General features: G+C 41.8%; 17 protein-coding genes. 10 read left to right on the top strand and 7 right to left on the bottom strand.

The features are described from left to right. The first annotated feature begins 78 nt into the window (after nt 1-78). From IDJ75_RS16875 to IDJ75_RS16860, 4 genes are read left to right on the top strand one after another with little or no spacing between them, the layout of a single operon-like run. Complete coding sequence (locus tag IDJ75_RS16875; RefSeq protein WP_191176827.1) at nt 79-1,143, top strand: sensor histidine kinase; 1,065 nt, start codon at nt 79-81, stop codon at nt 1,141-1,143. A 48-nt stretch (nt 1,144-1,191) separates the two neighbouring features. Further along, on the top strand, nt 1,192-1,842 hold the full coding sequence (locus IDJ75_RS16870; protein WP_191176826.1) for a DUF47 domain-containing protein: 651 nt from the start codon (nt 1,192-1,194) through the stop codon (nt 1,840-1,842). Between the two features lie 20 nt (nt 1,843-1,862). After that, complete coding sequence (locus IDJ75_RS16865) at nt 1,863-2,870, top strand: inorganic phosphate transporter (protein WP_191176825.1); 1,008 nt, start codon at nt 1,863-1,865, stop codon at nt 2,868-2,870. Between the two features lie 39 nt (nt 2,871-2,909). Beyond that, nucleotides 2,910-3,632 (top strand): DUF4197 domain-containing protein, encoded by a 723-nt coding sequence (locus IDJ75_RS16860; RefSeq protein WP_191176824.1) that lies wholly within the window; start codon nt 2,910-2,912, stop codon nt 3,630-3,632. Nucleotides 3,633-3,811: 179 nt separating this feature from the next. Here the strand turns inward: IDJ75_RS16860 and IDJ75_RS21410 are convergent, their stop codons facing one another. The 6 genes from IDJ75_RS21410 to pdhA all read right to left on the bottom strand — a co-directional run bounded on the left by IDJ75_RS21410 (nt 3,812) and on the right by pdhA (nt 10,224). After that, nucleotides 3,812-5,116: an energy transducer TonB gene (locus IDJ75_RS21410; RefSeq protein WP_191176823.1), complete on the bottom strand. Its 1,305-nt coding sequence runs from the start codon at nt 5,114-5,116 to the stop codon at nt 3,812-3,814. Continuing rightward, the gene (locus IDJ75_RS16850) at nt 5,106-5,678 is read right to left on the bottom strand and encodes an RNA polymerase sigma factor (protein ID WP_191176822.1); all 573 of its coding nucleotides are present in this window, start codon (nt 5,676-5,678) and stop codon (nt 5,106-5,108) included. Before IDJ75_RS16850 ends, IDJ75_RS21410 begins: the two co-directional genes overlap by 11 nt. 83 nt (nt 5,679-5,761) lie before the next feature. Further along, nucleotides 5,762-6,460 carry a uracil-DNA glycosylase family protein gene (locus IDJ75_RS16845; RefSeq protein ID WP_191176821.1) on the bottom strand — a complete coding sequence of 233 codons (699 nt, stop codon included), beginning with the start codon at nt 6,458-6,460 and terminating at the stop codon, nt 5,762-5,764. A 2-nt stretch (nt 6,461-6,462) separates the two neighbouring features. After that, entirely contained in the window at nt 6,463-7,245 is a 783-nt protein-coding gene (locus tag IDJ75_RS16840) for a M90 family metallopeptidase (protein ID WP_191176820.1), read from the bottom strand. Nucleotides 7,246-7,501: 256 nt separating this feature from the next. Further along, nucleotides 7,502-9,187 carry a pyruvate dehydrogenase complex dihydrolipoamide acetyltransferase gene (locus tag IDJ75_RS16835; RefSeq protein ID WP_191176819.1) on the bottom strand — a complete coding sequence of 562 codons (1,686 nt, stop codon included), beginning with the start codon at nt 9,185-9,187 and terminating at the stop codon, nt 7,502-7,504. A 41-nt stretch (nt 9,188-9,228) separates the two neighbouring features. After that, on the bottom strand, nt 9,229-10,224 hold the full coding sequence (gene pdhA / locus IDJ75_RS16830; RefSeq protein WP_191176818.1) for a pyruvate dehydrogenase (acetyl-transferring) E1 component subunit alpha: 996 nt from the start codon (nt 10,222-10,224) through the stop codon (nt 9,229-9,231). Nucleotides 10,225-10,807: 583 nt separating this feature from the next. Between pdhA and IDJ75_RS16825 the strand changes: the two genes are divergently transcribed. Together IDJ75_RS16825 and IDJ75_RS16820 are read left to right on the top strand one after the other, a co-directional pair. Then, nucleotides 10,808-11,389: a C40 family peptidase gene (locus IDJ75_RS16825; RefSeq protein ID WP_191176817.1), complete on the top strand. Its 582-nt coding sequence runs from the start codon at nt 10,808-10,810 to the stop codon at nt 11,387-11,389. A gap of 63 nt (nt 11,390-11,452) precedes the next feature. After that, complete coding sequence (locus IDJ75_RS16820) at nt 11,453-12,571, top strand: CapA family protein (protein ID WP_191176816.1); 1,119 nt, start codon at nt 11,453-11,455, stop codon at nt 12,569-12,571. On the opposite strand, the gene IDJ75_RS16815 is transcribed toward IDJ75_RS16820, so the two are convergent. After that, entirely contained in the window at nt 12,568-12,753 is a 186-nt protein-coding gene (locus IDJ75_RS16815) for a hypothetical protein (protein WP_191176815.1), read from the bottom strand. The genes IDJ75_RS16820 and IDJ75_RS16815 overlap by 4 nt on opposite strands. A gap of 296 nt (nt 12,754-13,049) precedes the next feature. Here IDJ75_RS16815 and IDJ75_RS16810 point away from each other — a divergent pair, with 296 nt between their 5' ends. From IDJ75_RS16810 to IDJ75_RS16795, 4 genes are all read left to right on the top strand, one after another. Next, the gene (locus IDJ75_RS16810) at nt 13,050-13,502 is read left to right on the top strand and encodes a 3-oxoacyl-ACP synthase (RefSeq protein WP_191176814.1); all 453 of its coding nucleotides are present in this window, start codon (nt 13,050-13,052) and stop codon (nt 13,500-13,502) included. A 145-nt stretch (nt 13,503-13,647) separates the two neighbouring features. Beyond that, entirely contained in the window at nt 13,648-14,034 is a 387-nt protein-coding gene (locus tag IDJ75_RS16805; RefSeq protein ID WP_191176813.1) for an RNA recognition motif domain-containing protein, read from the top strand. Nucleotides 14,035-14,312: 278 nt separating this feature from the next. Next, on the top strand, nt 14,313-14,876 hold the full coding sequence (gene frr, locus IDJ75_RS16800) for a ribosome recycling factor (protein ID WP_191176812.1): 564 nt from the start codon (nt 14,313-14,315) through the stop codon (nt 14,874-14,876). Between the two features lie 588 nt (nt 14,877-15,464). Further along, complete coding sequence (locus IDJ75_RS16795; RefSeq protein WP_191176811.1) at nt 15,465-16,409, top strand: bifunctional helix-turn-helix transcriptional regulator/GNAT family N-acetyltransferase; 945 nt, start codon at nt 15,465-15,467, stop codon at nt 16,407-16,409. The last annotated feature ends 197 nt before the right edge of the window (nt 16,410-16,606 follow it).

Here is a 16,606-nt window from a genome sequence, read left to right as displayed (position 1 = left end):
TTAAATGATAACAATTAATTAACACAGGGGCTTGCTTCTGTGTTAATTATAACCGTTTACAAATAGTAACTTTATGCTATGAAATTGCGCGTATTGATATTGATAAACGCTGCCGCGGTTGCAATCACCTTATCGGCAGTAAACTACTACTTTCAGCATAAATGGTACGATATGATGATAACCTTCCTGGTTACCTTCATCACCAGCTATATTGTTTTTTATTACCTGATAGAAAAATACATCTACTCAAAAATTAAGCTTATTTATAAGCTTATCCATAACCTTAAACTTGGCCGCGACCTGCGCGATGCCCTTGGCGAACACGTAAGCGCCGACCCTATAAATGATGTAGAGCACGAGGTACAGGAATGGGCAAAACAAAAAAAGAGCGAGATTGACGAGCTGAAAAAGCAGGAAAAATTCCGCAGGGATTTTTTATCGAACATTTCGCACGAGTTTAAAACACCTCTTTTTGCTATACAGGGTTACATAGAAGCTCTGCAGGATGATGGGCTGGAGGACAAGGAACTGGCCGTACAATTTCTGGAAAAAGCATCAAAGAATGTTGACCGATTAAGCTACCTGATCCATGATCTGGATGAGATCTCTAAGCTGGAATCGGGCGAGATCCCTATCAATTACACCAAGTTTAAGATCAACGATCTTATTAAAGAGGTTTTTGAATCGCTTGAGCTAAAAAGCAAGCAGCACAATATTAAGTTAACGTTTAAACAAAAATACGACGACGGCATATTTGTTAACGCAGACCGCGAAAAAATACGCCAGGTTCTGGTAAACCTTATCGATAACTCGTTTAAATATGGAAAGGATGGCGGCAACACCGCTGTAAGCATTTTTGTGCTGCACGAGCAGGTGCTTATTGAGGTTACCGACGATGGTATAGGTATTGAAGAAAAGTTCCTTCCGCGCTTATTTGAGCGCTTTTACCGTACAGATACCAGCCGGTCAAGGCAAATTGGCGGTTCGGGCTTAGGGCTTGCCATTGTTAAACATATCATTGAAGCGCACCAGCAAACCATTAACGTACGCAGTACCGAAGGCATGGGGTCAACGTTTGGTTTCACCTTACAAATAGCCAAACAAACTTTACCATTTCCAAACATTCCTGTATTAAAAAGTTAACATTAACTTAACATTGCAAGCTTACCTTTACGCCAAATTAAATAGCAGATGTCACTAAACAGTATATTTCAGTATTTTGTTCCTAAAGATAAGAAGACCTTCTTCCCGTTGTTTGAGCAGGCTGCAAGTAACGTTGTAAGCATGGCGACCATTTTGGTTGAAGCGGTAAATTCGGTTAACCCGGCCACACGCGAAGAACTTTTCAGACAGATTGATAAGCTTGAAAACAAAGGCGATGAACTTACCCACCAGATATATCTTGAACTGGGCAAAAACTTCATCACACCATTTGACCGTGAAGATATACATGCTTTAGCCACCGCTATTGATGACATTGCCGATTATATACATGGCGCTGCCAACCGTATGCTGCTTTACAAAATAGACGATTTTAATGAGCACATCCGCAAACTATCTGAACTGATACTACAGGCTGGTACCGATCTGGAAAAAGCCGTGCGCGAACTAAAAGATCTAAGAAACGTACGTGCCATTGCGGATTCATGTATCCGCATAAACAGCGTAGAGAACCAGGCTGATTATGTTTTTGACCGTGCCGTTGCCGACCTTTTCCTGTACGAAACAGATGCCATCCGCCTTATCAAATACAAAGAGATATTAGCCGCGCTTGAAACCGCTACTGATATGTGCGAGGATGCAGCAAACGTAATGGAATCAATTTTAATTAAAAACGCCTAAGCATAACTTAAATCATTTAAATGGTTACCACTTTACTTGTTGCTGTAGTTGCCCTGGCGCTTATTTTTGATTACACAAATGGTTTTCATGATGCCGCCAACTCTATAGCTACCATTGTTTCAACAAAGGTACTAACGCCTTTCCAGGCAGTATTGCTTGCCGCTGTATTTAACTTTGCCGCTTACTTTTTTATAAAAGACCACAAAGTAGCCAACACGGTTGCTAAAACCGTACATGAGGAATTTATTACCCTGCATGTAGTATTAGCCGGCCTTATTGCCGCTATAACCTGGAACTTAACCACCTGGTGGTTCGGTATCCCATCCAGTTCATCGCATACGCTGATAGGCGGGTTTGCGGGCGCAGGTATAACCAATGCTTTATTGATGGGCCAGCACGCGTTTGACGCGATCAATTCCGATTATATTTTCAAGATCATTGCCTATATAGTTTTGGCACCTTTTATCGGTTTAATAATAGCGTATGTTATTACCATATTGATATTGCACATATGCAAGCGGGCCAAACCCGCCGTTGCCGAACGCTGGTTTAAACGCCTGCAACTGGTATCTGCCGCGGCATTAAGCTTTGCACACGGTACTAACGATGCCCAAAAAGTAATGGGTATTTTATACGTAAGCTTGGTTGCAGCCAAGGTTATTGCCAGTGATGCCGCCATGCCCGACTGGATTCCCCTGGCATGTTACTCTGCTATATCATTAGGTACTATGTCTGGCGGTTGGAAGATCGTGAAGACCATGGGTTCAAAGATCACCAAGATAACGCCTTTAGAGGGTGTAGCCGCAGAAACTGCGGGCGCGGTAACGCTGTTTATCACCGAGCATTTTGCCATCCCTGTTTCAACTACGCATACAATTACGGGTTCTATCATCGGTGTTGGTTTAACAAAACGTGTATCGGCTGTGCGCTGGGGCGTAACCATTAACCTGGTTTGGGCATGGATCATCACCATCCCTATTTCGGCCCTTATTGCAGGTTTGGTTTTTATGCTGGTTAGACACTGGTAATTAGGTTGATACTGGCAGTAAATTTGCTTACCTTATTACATGAAAAAAACACTTTTACTTATTCCGATCCTTTTTGTTTTGTTTTGCAGTTGCGATACCCTTAACCAGGTTGCACAAAACACCGTACAGCAAACCGGCAACCCAACAACACTTGATATTAATAACGGCTTAAAACAAGCCCTGGAGCTGGCTACCGGCAAAAGTTCCGACCAGCTATCGGCTGTTAATGGTTTTTTTGGCAACGCTGCCGTTAAGATACTTTTCCCGCCCGAAGCGCAGAAAGCCGAAAAAACATTACGCAGCATTGGCCTTGGTAAACTGGCAGATAATGTAATATTATCCCTTAACCGGGCGGCCGAAGATGCCGCCGTACAGGCCAAGCCCATTTTTGTAAGCGCCATTAAGCAAATGACCTTAACCGATGTAACCAATATTTTATTGGGCAAACAGGATGCCGCTACAGAATACTTTAAACGCACTACTACATTGCAGCTATCGGCTAAATTTAAACCGGTGATACAAACCAGCTTAAATAAAGTAGGTGCTACAAAATACTATACCGATGCAGCTTCGGCATATAACAAAGTGCCGTTTGTTAGCAAAATAAACCCGGATATTACAGATTATGTTACCCAAAAAGCAATTGACGGTTTGTTTGTAGAAATAGCAAAGGAAGAACTGAACATTCGCCAAAACCTTGGCGCGCGTACCACACCATTACTGCAAAAGGTATTTGGTTATTACGATAGAAATAAGAAATAATATACAGCACTTTGATATGTAAAAGGCGATAGGTTTGAAACCTGTCGCCTTTTTCGTTCGTACTATTCTAAGCAAATTGTCATCATGCTGAGCTCTTGTCGAAGGATTGATCAATTGATAGCAGCCTCATGGTTCGACAAGCTCACCATGACATGTAGCCAATCGCTTTTATGAAGCTCCTATTGATGAAACTCTACCTTAACCTTAATATCTTCGGCTTTACCGCTGGTGTTACCGCTCCAGGTTGGGCCGTCTTTGATCAGGCTGATAGCTTTGGCATCGGTAGCTGCACTTAGGCTTTGGGTTACCTTTATATTAGATACAGAACCGTTAGCATTAACCGTAAAGGCCAGCTCAACTATACCAGCTTTACCATCAGTGTTAACCGCGTTTTCTTTCAGATATTTTTTAAACGCGTCCCAGCCTGCATGTGGGCGGGCCCTTTCGTTTTTAACCTTTTTAGCACGCCCGGCTAATACCACCTCATTCAGCGAACTTCTATTTTCATCCAGTTCAACCTTCAAACTATCTTTGTTTTTTACATCAAGTGTTTTACTGTTATAGCCAATATACCCAATAGATAGGGATTCGTCTTTTTTAACATTTGGAAGGGTAAATTTGCCGTTCGCATCAGTTTGTGTACCCGCCGATCTGCCAACAACTTTTACAGATGCCCCCGGTAACGGCGCGCCATTCGTACGGTCTAATACCACACCTGTCAATAAATTAGCAGGCAGGCCAGCCTGGCTCAAAGCATAAGCGTTGTTGTCGCCAGGTTTGCCCGGCCTTACCGTCATATCAGCACCTTTTGCCTTGCTGTTTAGTACCGTTAACGCAGCAGCGTTATTAGTTGTTACTACCTTGTCACCACCCAATACCGTGTCCTGCCTTTTGGCGGCCATGTAGCCCATTATCTTATCTTCCATTGCAGAACTATCCGGCAAACTTTTCAAAACCTCCATTGGCGCCGCATTTGTTTCGGCAACTGTAACCGGCACTTTATATCGCTCCGTATTAGCAAAAACAGGCAGATTCCTCTTTACGGGCCTGGCTTTATTATCGGCTATAAGTTGCTGCGGCATATTTAAAATTGCGTGCCCTGCTTTATTATCTTTTATAATAGCTGTGGTATCCGGCACTACACTTTTAACATTATTAATAGCCACTTTTTCAATCTTAACAGGTTGCTTCCCCTTATATAACAACCCAATAACTATAGCAAAGCCTATTACACTGGCGGCAATTGATATAACAGCCCAAGGTATCATCCGGCGGGTTTTAGCGACTGTACGGGCCTGTATACGCTCCTGAAGGGCTACCAGGTTATCCTGCTGAGAATTTTTTGTGCGGCCATATCCTTCCAGTGCGTCCATTAAAAATGGGTCGCCCTGCGCCTCGCGCTCTAAGCGGTGCATAGCTTTTGTATCAAGTTCCCCGTTAAGGTACTTTTGTATTTGCTGTATGTCGGCCCTTTTATTGTCCACTATTCTTTTCCAAACAAATTTTAAGGTTGCGCTTACCGTTCTGTATATAACTCTTTACCTCATTCATGGTAAAGCCGGTTTCGTCGGCAACTTCTTTATAACACTTCTCATCAAGGTAAAATAATTTAACACTTTGCTTTTGCGCAGGTATTAACTTATCCATACATCGTTCCAAAGCCTGCATAGCTTCTTCCCGGCCCTCGTTATCAGGATGCAAAACCGGGTCAAATTCCACAAACTCATCTAAAGTTACGGTTTCTAATTTTTTGCCTGCCCGCAGCTGCATCAGGCAATGGTTACGGCTAAGTACGTATAACCAGCTCCTGAACTGTTTTACATCGTGTTGGTGAACTTTCTGTGCAAGTTCTTCGAATATGCCCATTACGGCATCCTGTGCCTGCTCTTCATCTTTAAAATACTTTAAACCAACACCATAAACCAGTGGCATATAACGCTCATACAACCGGCCCAAAACTTTTAAGTCGCGGGTTTCCCGGTAGCTGTTCAGTAAAGCTTCGTCTGCGGTATCTTCTGGTTTAACTGGTTTGGTAAAAAACTTCATTAAGAGGGCTGCAAAATAATTTTTTTTAATGGCTTATGGAAATTATCTATTGCATCCGGATACGCATCGATGTCAGAGACTTATCATCGCACCCCGCTAAACGCTTCCAGGTATTTATCGATATAAAACTGCTTTGCTTTGGCTTTATACTGCATGATGAAGCGAGGGTGCTCCAGCGCTATGATCTTATTAAAAAAGCCATACTCATTGTTCAGCTTATTCAAAAACTTTTCGTTTTGCCCTGTACCGAAACAGAAACACGTATCGTTATAGCAGCCCAGGGCGATCTGCTTTTTGATGTTATCGATAATAAACGGGGTTACGGCTGCACATAGTTCTTTGCTATCGTAATAGTTATAGTTCTTTTCCTTGCCTTTGTTATCTATGGTAGTAAAACCCAGCGGACAAAGCGAACTGATATAGAATTTATTGTAAAAAGCCCCGGCCCCTCCATAAGCGTTAATCATTTCGTAAACGTAAACCGATGAGGGTTCATGAGTGATCTTGCCCTCGTAATCAATACCACATTCCGATTTTAGGCGCTTGGGGTCTGTGAAGGGCACACCTGTTAAACCGCTGCCAAACCTGCCGGGGTTAATCCCCATGATAAGGTGGCGTTTATTATCGTCATTGTAATATTTTTTATAAAAGGTTGATGAGATACCCAAAGCGTTTTCTTCCTCTTTAAAGGGATTCATGATCCGGATATTGGCAGGTAATGCCGGACCGTTATATTCCAGTTGTTTGTTAAAGTCGATTACCCTATCGGCGAATGTCATCATCGTTATTGTTTTGCCGGATCCTGCCCAAACACTTTACTCAGCATATTATACAATTCGGGGTGCTTGGTTTGGAATTGCTCGGGTTTTTCAAAAAAATATTCGGACACCACCGCGAAAAATTCGGCCTCGTTTGTGGTAGCATAAACATCTATATCTGAACGACCGGCCTCTATCTTGTGGATCTCCTGGTGCATCATTCTCACCCAGGGTTCAACATACTCATGCGGCAGGAACCCTTCGGGGATGCCATCCGTAGCGCCATCGGCTTTATCCAAAAGATGCACAAACTCATGAATGCCGGTATTCTCTTTCCCAGAGTTTTTTGAAAACCCTTTTGTAAGCGCATTGCGCGATAGTATCATTTGCCCATTCATGTACCCGCTGCCTACCATACCCATAATATTGCGTCCCTCGCCTTCGCTGCCTTCAAACTGAAAATCCTTATCGAAGGTATCCGGGTATAAAAGCACGTTGGTAACGTTACGGTAGGTCCAGTCTTTAAACGCGAAAATAGGGATCACCGCGCTGGATGCCACCATCAGACGGTCGGTATCGTTTAGCTCAAGGCCCACGCCTTCAATGCGTACGGCATCCAAAAACTGCTCTATCTTATCTTCAAAGTAAAGCTTATCGGTAGCCGATAGTTTGTTGTAGTAATCGATATGCTGCGCAAGCAGTTGCTTTTGTGCATCGGTTAGGATGGTTTGGGTAAGGGCGCGGTTTTTTTTTCTTTGAAATAAAGAATAGCAAATAACCACAGCTATAATAATGGTGAAATATATCATGATGGTAAGTGAAGAGGCAAGGTAATAAAAAAGCAGGAGGTCATGGTTAGCTTGTCGAACCATTAGCAACCTATCCCTTCGCGCGACCTTCGACAGGGCAAGCTTTCAGCTTGCGTCAGCTAAAAGCTGACTTCATGCTATACCACGAGCTGAAGCTCGCGGCAGTGATGGTGGTGATAGTAGAAACAAAAATAGCGATGAGTAAACCCATCGCTATTTTAAATCTTTCGGAAGTTTACGTTAACGGACCTCCAACTTATATCATCATCCTTACCGGTTCTTCCAGTAATGATTTTAGGGTTTGCAGGAATGCGGCACCCATTGCACCATCAACCACACGGTGGTCGCAGCTTAGGGTTACCTTCATTACGTTGCCCGGTACTACCGCGCCGTTTTTAACAACCGGCACCTGTGCTATACCGCTAACGGCAAGGATACAAGCATTTGGTGTGTTAATAATTGCGGTAAACTCATCAACACCAAACATACCAAGGTTTGATATGGTGAAGGTTGAGCCTTCCATTTCGGCAGGTTGTAATTTTTTTGCTTTGGCTTTACCGGCAAACTCTTTAACCTCTTGCGAGATATGGCTTAACGATTTACCATCGGCAAATTTAATAACCGGTACCAGCAGGCCTTCATCAACCGCTACGGCTACCCCAATGTGTACGTGCTCGTTTGTGCGGATCTTATCGCCCAGGAATGATGAGTTAATGGCAGGGTGCTGTTTCAAGGAAACGGCTACAGCTTTCACTACAAAATCATTAAATGAGATCTTAACCGGCGCAACCTCGTTCATTTTGTTACGGGCAGCAATTGCCTGGTCCATATCTATCGACATGGTAACATAGAAGTGTGGCGCAGTGAACAAGCTTTCAGATAACCTACGGCTAATGGCTTTACGCATTTGCGTAACGTTTCTTTCCGTAAATTTCTCTTCGCCCGTGTAAGTTGGCAATACAACCGGTACTTTTTCAGCAGGGGCAGCAGCTGCTGATCCTTCTTGCGGTTTTGCGGTTTCTGCAGGTTTTGCAGACGGTGTAAAGCTTTCTATATCTTTTTTGATGATACGGCCGCCATCAGCGCTGCCTTTTACATCATTAAGGTTAATGCCTTTGTCTTTAGCAATTTTGCGGGCCAGTGGTGATGCTTTAACGCGACTATCGTCTTCGGTTGAACCGGCAGACGTAGCAGTTGGTGCAGCATCAGATTTGGCAGCTGGCGCTGTTTCTTCTTTACCCTCTACGGCAGCAGGTGCTTCTGCAGGTGCCCCGGCGCCATTATCAGCATCTAATAGAGGCTGTATATCGGTACCTTCTTTACCTACAATAGCAATAATACCATTTACCTGAGCGGCTTCACCTTCTTTAACACCAATATATAATAATGTACCGGCTTCGTAACCCACAACTTCCATGGTAGCCTTATCGGTTGCCACATCAGCTAATGAATCATCTGCTTTAACTTTATCGCCAACCTTAAAGTTCCATTTTTCAATGGTACCCTCGGTCATGGTATCGCTCAGCAACGGCATACGTATTACAGTAGCCGGGATGCTTGAGGTATCAACCTTTGCTTTTGCCGGTGCTGCTGTTGCAGCAGGTTTTTTATCTTCAGTTGCTGCGGGTTTGGCCTCGTCAGCAGGTTTTTCTTCTGTTTTTGCAGGTGCTGATGCGCCATCTAAAAGGGCTTTATAATCTTCCCCTTCTTTACCTAAAACGGCAATAACGGCATCAACCGGCACAGCGCTACCTTCTTCAACACCTATATAAAGCAGGGTGCCGTCCTGGTACGATTCAAAATCCATAGTGGCTTTATCGGTTTCTATCTCGGCCAATACATCGCCCGATTTTACCTTATCGCCCACTTTTTTATGCCATTTCGCCAATACCCCTTCGGTCATGGTATCGCTCATTTTAGGCATTTTAACTACTTCAGCCATATACTGTGATGAATATTGTTAATATTTATAAATATAAGATATTAGTCGCGGATGTACGGATAATCTTGTTGTACATATACATCAGTATAAAGCTCTGATGCATCAGGCCATGGCGATTCTTCTGCAAATTTAACAGCCTCATCAACCTGTGCTTTAATTTTCGCGTCTATTTCTTCAAACCATTTCTCATCAGCGTAACCTTCTTTTTCAATAGTTAGTTTTACTGTCTCAATAGGGTCTTTTGATTTGTAGCTTTCCAGTTCCTCTTTAGTACGGTATTTCTGCGGGTCGCTCATGGAGTGCCCTTTGTACCGGTAAGTACGCATTTCCAAAAAGGTTGGGCCTTCACCGCGGCGTGCGCGTGATACAGCTTCGTCCATTGCGTTATGCACTGCAACCGGGTCCATACCATCAACAGGTGATGAAGGGATACCGTAAGGCAAGCCTAATTTGTAAATATCGGTTTGTATGGTAGTACGCTCAACAGAAGTACCCATTGCATAACCATTGTTTTCGCAAACAAAAATTACCGGTAGCTTCCACAGCGCAGCCATGTTAAAGGTTTCGGTTAATGCACCCTGGCGTACGGCACCATCGCCCATATAGGCAATATTTACATTATCAGTACCCTTGTACTTTTCAGCAAAAGCGATACCTGCGCCCATAGGGATCTGGCCACCTACAATACCATGCCCGCCATAAAAATGGTTTTCTTTGTCGAACATGTGCATCGAGCCGCCTTTACCTTTTGAACATCCGGTTGCTTTACCATACATCTCGGCCATAATAGCATTAGGTGATGTACCTTTTGCCAAAGCATGTGCATGGTCGCGATAAGCAGTAATTAAACTGTCTTCGTGGCGTATAACAGACATAGCGCCTGCTAATACGGCTTCCTGCCCAATGTAAAGGTGACAAAACCCGCGTATTTTTTGCTGACCATATAATTGGCCGGTCTTTTCTTCAAACTTACGCATCAGGAGCATAGACTCGTACCACATCAGGTAGGTGTCTTTAGTTATTTCGATTGAACTCATTTATTAAAAACAAATTTCTATTGGAAGTGCAAATCTAATTATATCCTGCAAATAACCGAAACTGCAACGAATTTGTTAGCATGATTTAATTAAATTTTTAAAGCACCATTCCAATGCATGCATAGTATTTTTAAAAAAAGCAAAATAACATTTGGATATGGTGTAAATAGTACGCCTTATAAGGCCGCGAAACACCTCATTTCCGCAATATTCTTTTTGAAAAAAATCTTGATAAGCGTGGCCGCGATATGCCTGCAGCCATGCCAGATAGCCCGTTAACGCCGGCTTTTAACCCTTATTTAAGTTATTATGTATAGGCTATACTCCGTCAGTTTTACCTTCACTACCAATTACGCTATTAGACCATGCCAATTGAAAAATAATTTCACGAACAGAAACCATAAACACTATCGCGATATAATTATACACATTGGTTAAAAATATTATCTGAATCGTTGTGAAAAAAAATCTTCCTTTTAATTTGGTAGTTTAAAAATATTGGATAGTTTTGTATCCAACAATAGACACACTGTCCAATTTAACAATCATTTGTTGTCCTAATTCAACAAATTAAAGGGATTAAATGAAGAAAATTACACTTGCTATTGCACTATTTCTAAGCGTTTTAGCTGCTCAAGCTCAAACAAAAAATGTTCCAAATCAGGTAGCTGATAAAGATGAACAAGAAAGCTTAGCGAAAGATTACCTTTCTCAAATTATGGGCGTTGCCGTATCTGCAACCTCGAACATGAAACTTTTTCATTTTGTATACGATTGGATAGGCACCCCTTACCGTTTTGGCGGGAGCTCACGTAAAGGCATTGATTGCTCTGCATTTACAAAACAATTGTACAATGATGTATTTAACCTGAATATTCGCCGCAGTTCACGTGATATTTTTAGCATGGTAAACCCCGTTGGTAAAGATGATCTGAAAGAAGGAGATTTGGTTTTCTTTAAAATTCACAGCCGCAGCATATCACATATTGGCATTTACCTGGGCAATAACAGGTTTGCGCATGCTTCATCAAAAGGTGTAGCTATAAGTAGCCTGGATGATGCCTACTACAGCCGTTATTTTTATAAAGGCGGCCGCTTGTTAGAATCATTTAAAGGTGAACTTTCAACGGCATCAGCATCTGCGGATGACCAACCAGCTAACTAAATAAACCTAAATTAAATATCCTTAATCCTTTCACTAACCATGAAGGGATTTTTTTTGCCCTGCATGAAAACCCGGTTAACCCTATTCTTCAGTTTACTTATCGCTATAATGGCCTGCACCAACCCCGAATTAAAAAAACAGAGTAGTGCCCAAAAGGATGTTACCCCAACAGACACCATTATAAAAAACCCAAAAGATACTGCCATTACCATTGCCGCCGTTGGTGATATGATGCTGGGATCATCATATCCCGACAGTACTTCCCTACCGCCTGATAGCGCACTGAATAGTTTTAAACCCGCTTTAGAAAATCTGCGCAAAGCCGACATTGCCTTTGGCAACCTGGAAGGGGTATTATTAGATACCGGTGCACCTGTTGGTTACAAATTACGGTTTAAACATAAAGGCTATTTGTTTAGGATGCCGGTAAAGTATGGCGAGGTTTTTAAAGACGCCGGCTTTAATATTTTAAGCGTAGGCAACAACCACTCAAATGATTTTGACCTGGCCGGCCGTAAAAGCACAATTAAAGTTTTAGATAGCCTGGGCATACATACGGCAGGCTTTAAAAGCCATCCCTCAAAAACGTTCACTAAAGATGGGGTTAAATATGGCTTTTGCGCATTCTCGCCCAATGGTCAAACGGTATCATTATTAGGTATAGCTGCCGCAAAACAGCTCATCAGCAACTTAAAAGCAAATAATGATATTGTTATTGTATCTTTTCATGGTGGTGGCGAGGGCACCGATCATGAACATGTGCCCGACTCTACCGAAACATTTAAAGGAGAAAATCGCGGCAATCTCCGCCTTTTTAGCCATGCAGCAATTGATGCCGGTGCAGATGTTATATTAGGCCACGGCCCACATGTTGTACGCGCTATGGAACTTTATAAAAAAAGGTTGATAGCTTACAGCATGGGTAATTTTGTAACTTATAAAGGGGTAAGCGTAAGCGGCATATGCGGCCTGGCCCCATTGCTAAAGCTACACATCAATAAAAAGGGTGAATTTTTGGGCGGGCAAATAGTATCATACCGGCAAGGGCATGATAAAGGGCTGCAGGCAGATCCCTTAAACCGCGCTGCGCTGCGTATAAAAGCATTAACCGAGGCCGATTTTATCCGGCCCGGGTTAAGTATCTCGCCATCGGGGCAGATTACCCCTTCTGTTATTAATTAAGCTTCGTCTTTTGTGTTGCGCACCAGGCTTATGCCGGTGAAGAAAAAGATAATAGCTATAAGGCCCACTACAATTAATGTAGTTGCCGCGCCGCTGTGCTGAATAATTTGCACACCTGTATAAATAAGGCCTACAATACCTAATACTGTAAGTATAGCGCCAAAAGTACGTTTTAAGTTCATGTTATATAATTAGTTATGTGTGTAACAACTAATCATTAACCACAATACCCCGTGTTTGTTTGCTTACCACTATTGGCTATATTTCAGGGTAAAATATCATAAATATGTAACATTTATGTTTAAGCACGTATCATTTGCTCATGAATTACGTTATTAGTACCGTAAGTGCCTCGCATTTACATTGTGATAAGGTTTAGGTTGAAAGTCCCCGGGCAGCGAGTGCGCGGGGCTTTTATTTTTAAGCCCTTTGCAATTTCCCAACAAATTAAACCATCTTCGTTTTTTAACTATATATAATGAGTGATATAAAAGCAAAGCTGCACGCGTTGTGCGTTGCTTACGTACAAAGCCGTATGCAAGCGGCAGAGCAAGCCATTGCCGAGGCACAGCAGGCGCAAAACGATGACACAAAAAGCAGCGCTGGCGACAAATATGAAACCGGGCGCGAAATGGCTCAGCAGGAAACCAACCGTAACCTGGCCCAGCTTAACGAGGCCAACAAGCTAATGGTGGCTTTAAACCAGATCTCCTTTAACGGCGAATCTAAGAAGGCCGAAAATGGAAGCGTTATCATTACTAACAATGGCAACTTTTATTTGGCTATTAGTGCCGGAGTGCTGACTTTAGATGGCATAAATTACTTTGCGGTATCGGCCGCATCGCCCATTGGCTATAACTTAAAAGATAAAATAGCCGGTGATAAATTTATTTTAAACGAAAAAACTTATCAAATACAGTCAATTCTTTGATTTTACGGCCTGCTATTTGAGTTGAAATAGAAAATAAAAAATATAGTTTAACAAATTATTATACAATTGATTGATTTCTATTCTATATTTGATGTAAACAAATAAATGACGGTAACAAACTGATCATTACTAAACTAATTTTTTGATGAACATATTCGTAGGAAGCCTTCCTTACTCATTGCAGGAAGCAGATTTACAAGAGCTTTTTGAAGCTTATGGTGAAGTAACCACCGTGAAAATTATTATTGACAGAGAGTCTGGCAGAAGCAAAGGTTTTGGTTTTGTTGAGATGTCTGATGACGAAGCTGCACAAAAAGCTATTTCGGGCTTAAACGGTTCTGAAGTTAGTGGCCGTTCAATTGCTGTTAGCCAGGCTGAAGACAAAAAACCAGGCGACCGCAGAAGCGGTGGTTTTGGTGGCGGCAACCGCGGCGGCGGTGGCGGTGGCTACTCAAGAGATAACAACAGAGGTGGCGGCGGTGGCGGCTACTCTAAAGATAGCAGAGGCGGCGGCGGCGGTAGCCGTTGGTAATAATCTGTAAAGGTTAAAAAGCAAAGCATCGTATACATATTGCGATGTTTTGCTTTAAAAAATGTTAAACACGCTTTCAATTTTTGTTAGCGTGCTTTTTATTGCCTTTTTTTAGCGTTTTACGACTGTTATTTACAATAGCTTATCTTCCTCTACGATAGATCATTAAAAATAACTGCAAAATATTGTGTTATTAAGCCTAATATTTATTTGTTGCTATAGGTAAGAATTTAAGGGGCTTTGATACTTTTTATTATTTTTGTCAAAAATCATGACCAATGAGCGAACTCATTAAAAAACAAGTAAATGATGCAAAAGCTTTAATGGAAAAAGCAATTGCCCATGCAGATAGCGAATTAACCAAGATACGTGCCGGCAAGGCCAACCCATCTATGTTGGATGATGTTAGCGTTGATTATTATGGCACCCCTACACCTTTAAGCCAGGTAGGCAGTGTAAATACACCTGATGCGCGTACTATTATTGTACAGCCATGGGAAAAATCATTGCTTCCTGCTATTGAAAAAGCTATTAAAGAAGCTAACCTGGGTGTTAACCCGCAAAATGATGGGGTAATTATCCGCATCAACGTTCCGCCTCTAACCGAAGAGCGTCGCCGCGATTTGGTTAAGAAAGCCAAAGGCGAAGCCGAAACCGGTAAAATAGCTATCCGTAACATCCGTAAAGATGCTAACGAGAAGATCAAAAAATTGAAAAGTGAAGGTGTTTCTGAAGATGAGATAAAAGTTGGCGAAGGTGAAGTACAAAAACTAACCGACGCTTACATTGTAAAGATAGACCAGCTTTCAGAACTGAAAGAAAAAGATATCATGACAGTTTAATTTTATAAACTTGTTATAGTAAAAGGGATAGCCGAAAGGTCATCCCTTTTTTTGCACTATAACTATCAAACTAATATGTAATTTTAACTTATGGCGTTAGTCCCTTTTCGGTTAAGAGGAAACATATTCATTTTTTTTTACATATTAACAGTAATTAGTTTTTCTTGCAATTCGGCACCAGATTTTAAACGATACGGTGTAATTACAAGTGAAATTGATTCGATACCGACTATAGATACAAGCAATAATAAAGTTCGGCCTGTAACACTTGCAGCACGTGTATATCATCTAACTAATAAGTCGACTAATTATAACATAGCTTTTATTTGCAAGGCATATATAAAGGGTAATAATGGTGTTATATCTGAAAAAACAGAAAAACATATCCTTACACCACAAAAGGAAATTACTTTAAACATCGACAGCGCCTTAAACTATATATTAATTAAGTATGAGGTTGTTGAAGCTAATAGAGCCAATAAATAGTTCGAATTAATCTATTCAAACCTTGTTATATGAATAAAGATATTTGCAAAAGAATATTCTACTTGTATATTTGCGTAATCAATTACGTAATTAATATCCGTTATGGAATTTTATAACAAAGTGGGTAAGATGGCATTGGGCAGCAGGCTGCGTAGGCTAAGCGAAAAGTTAACCGAACAAGCAGGTGAGGTATATAAAGTATATGATATAGATATGAACCCAAAGTGGTTCCCCGTATTTTACGCGCTGGCCGAGGGCGAGGATAAATCAATTATGCAGATAGCGCAGGAGATCAGTCATTCGCACCCATCGGTAAGCACCATTGTAAAAGAAATGGTAAAAAATGGTGTTGCACAGGAAATAGCCAACAAAGCCGACGGCCGTAAGAATTATATCCGCCTTACGGATAAGGGCTGGGAGATAAATAAGCATATACAGGTACAATATACCGATGTGAACACGGCTGTTGAAAACGCACTGAACGAAACCCAGTACAACATTTGGAAGGCTATTGAAGAATGGGAGTTTTTATTGGAACAGAAAAGCCTGCTTAACCGTGTAATAGACGAGAAAAAACTCCGCGAAAGTGCTAATGTGCAGGTAGTTGATTACAAACCGGAATACCAGGCAGCCTTTAAACGTTTAAACGAAGAATGGATAACCCAATATTTTAAAATGGAAGAAACAGATTACAAATCGCTCGACCACCCGGACGATTATATTCTGAACAAAGGCGGCCACATCCTAATGGCTATATATAATAATGAGCCTGTTGGCGCCTGCGCACTTATCAAAATGGATAGCGATATGTACGAACTGGCCAAAATGGCGGTATCGCCAAAGGCTAAAGGGAAGGGTATAGGTTTTATATTAGGCAACGCCTGCATAGCCAAAGCAAAAAGTTTAGGTGCCAAAAAAATCTATCTGGAAAGCAATACGATATTAAAACCTGCCATTAACCTTTACCACAAACTTGGGTTTAAAAAGGTTACGGGTATCCCCTCGCCGTATGAGCGGTGTAATATCCAGATGATGCTGGAGCTGTGAGGGGACAGGGTATCAGCCTGAGCCTGTCGAAGGCTTTTACAGTTTAACTAATGGCCCGACAAGCTCACTATGACATACGTTATAATAAACAACTCTGGCTCTGCGGAACTCTGTGAAACTCCATCCACTCTGTGGTTAAATATCACCTTATACAACAAAGCGCAATTTAACCGTATTGTCAAATTAAAGGGAATGAG

It is taken from the genome of Mucilaginibacter rigui (genome assembly GCF_014773275.1).
Taxonomy (GTDB): Bacteria; Bacteroidota; Bacteroidia; order Sphingobacteriales; family Sphingobacteriaceae; genus Mucilaginibacter; species Mucilaginibacter rigui_A.
The sequence above is the reverse complement of the archived record's forward strand: the minus strand, read 5'-3'. Positions and strand labels throughout refer to the sequence as shown.

Bases quoted from the DNA above. Each gene is read 5' to 3' on its own strand.
- IDJ75_RS16875 (WP_191176827.1), top strand. From the start codon at position 79: ATGAAATTGCGCGTATTGATATTGATAAACGCTGCCGCGGTTGCAATC.
- IDJ75_RS16870 (WP_191176826.1), top strand. From the start codon at position 1,192: ATGTCACTAAACAGTATATTTCAGTATTTTGTTCCTAAAGATAAGAAG.
- IDJ75_RS16865 (WP_191176825.1), top strand. From the start codon at position 1,863: ATGGTTACCACTTTACTTGTTGCTGTAGTTGCCCTGGCGCTTATTTTT.
- IDJ75_RS16860 (WP_191176824.1), top strand. From the start codon at position 2,910: ATGAAAAAAACACTTTTACTTATTCCGATCCTTTTTGTTTTGTTTTGC.
- IDJ75_RS16850 (WP_191176822.1), bottom strand. From the start codon at position 5,678: ATGAAGTTTTTTACCAAACCAGTTAAACCAGAAGATACCGCAGACGAA.
- IDJ75_RS16845 (WP_191176821.1), bottom strand. From the start codon at position 6,460: ATGATGACATTCGCCGATAGGGTAATCGACTTTAACAAACAACTGGAA.
- IDJ75_RS16840 (WP_191176820.1), bottom strand. From the start codon at position 7,245: ATGATATATTTCACCATTATTATAGCTGTGGTTATTTGCTATTCTTTA.
- IDJ75_RS16835 (WP_191176819.1), bottom strand. From the start codon at position 9,187: ATGGCTGAAGTAGTTAAAATGCCTAAAATGAGCGATACCATGACCGAA.
- pdhA (WP_191176818.1), bottom strand. From the start codon at position 10,224: ATGAGTTCAATCGAAATAACTAAAGACACCTACCTGATGTGGTACGAG.
- IDJ75_RS16825 (WP_191176817.1), top strand. From the start codon at position 10,808: ATGAAGAAAATTACACTTGCTATTGCACTATTTCTAAGCGTTTTAGCT.
- IDJ75_RS16820 (WP_191176816.1), top strand. From the start codon at position 11,453: ATGAAAACCCGGTTAACCCTATTCTTCAGTTTACTTATCGCTATAATG.
- IDJ75_RS16815 (WP_191176815.1), bottom strand. From the start codon at position 12,753: ATGAACTTAAAACGTACTTTTGGCGCTATACTTACAGTATTAGGTATT.
- IDJ75_RS16810 (WP_191176814.1), top strand. From the start codon at position 13,050: ATGAGTGATATAAAAGCAAAGCTGCACGCGTTGTGCGTTGCTTACGTA.
- IDJ75_RS16805 (WP_191176813.1), top strand. From the start codon at position 13,648: ATGAACATATTCGTAGGAAGCCTTCCTTACTCATTGCAGGAAGCAGAT.
- frr (WP_191176812.1), top strand. From the start codon at position 14,313: ATGAGCGAACTCATTAAAAAACAAGTAAATGATGCAAAAGCTTTAATG.
- IDJ75_RS16795 (WP_191176811.1), top strand. From the start codon at position 15,465: ATGGAATTTTATAACAAAGTGGGTAAGATGGCATTGGGCAGCAGGCTG.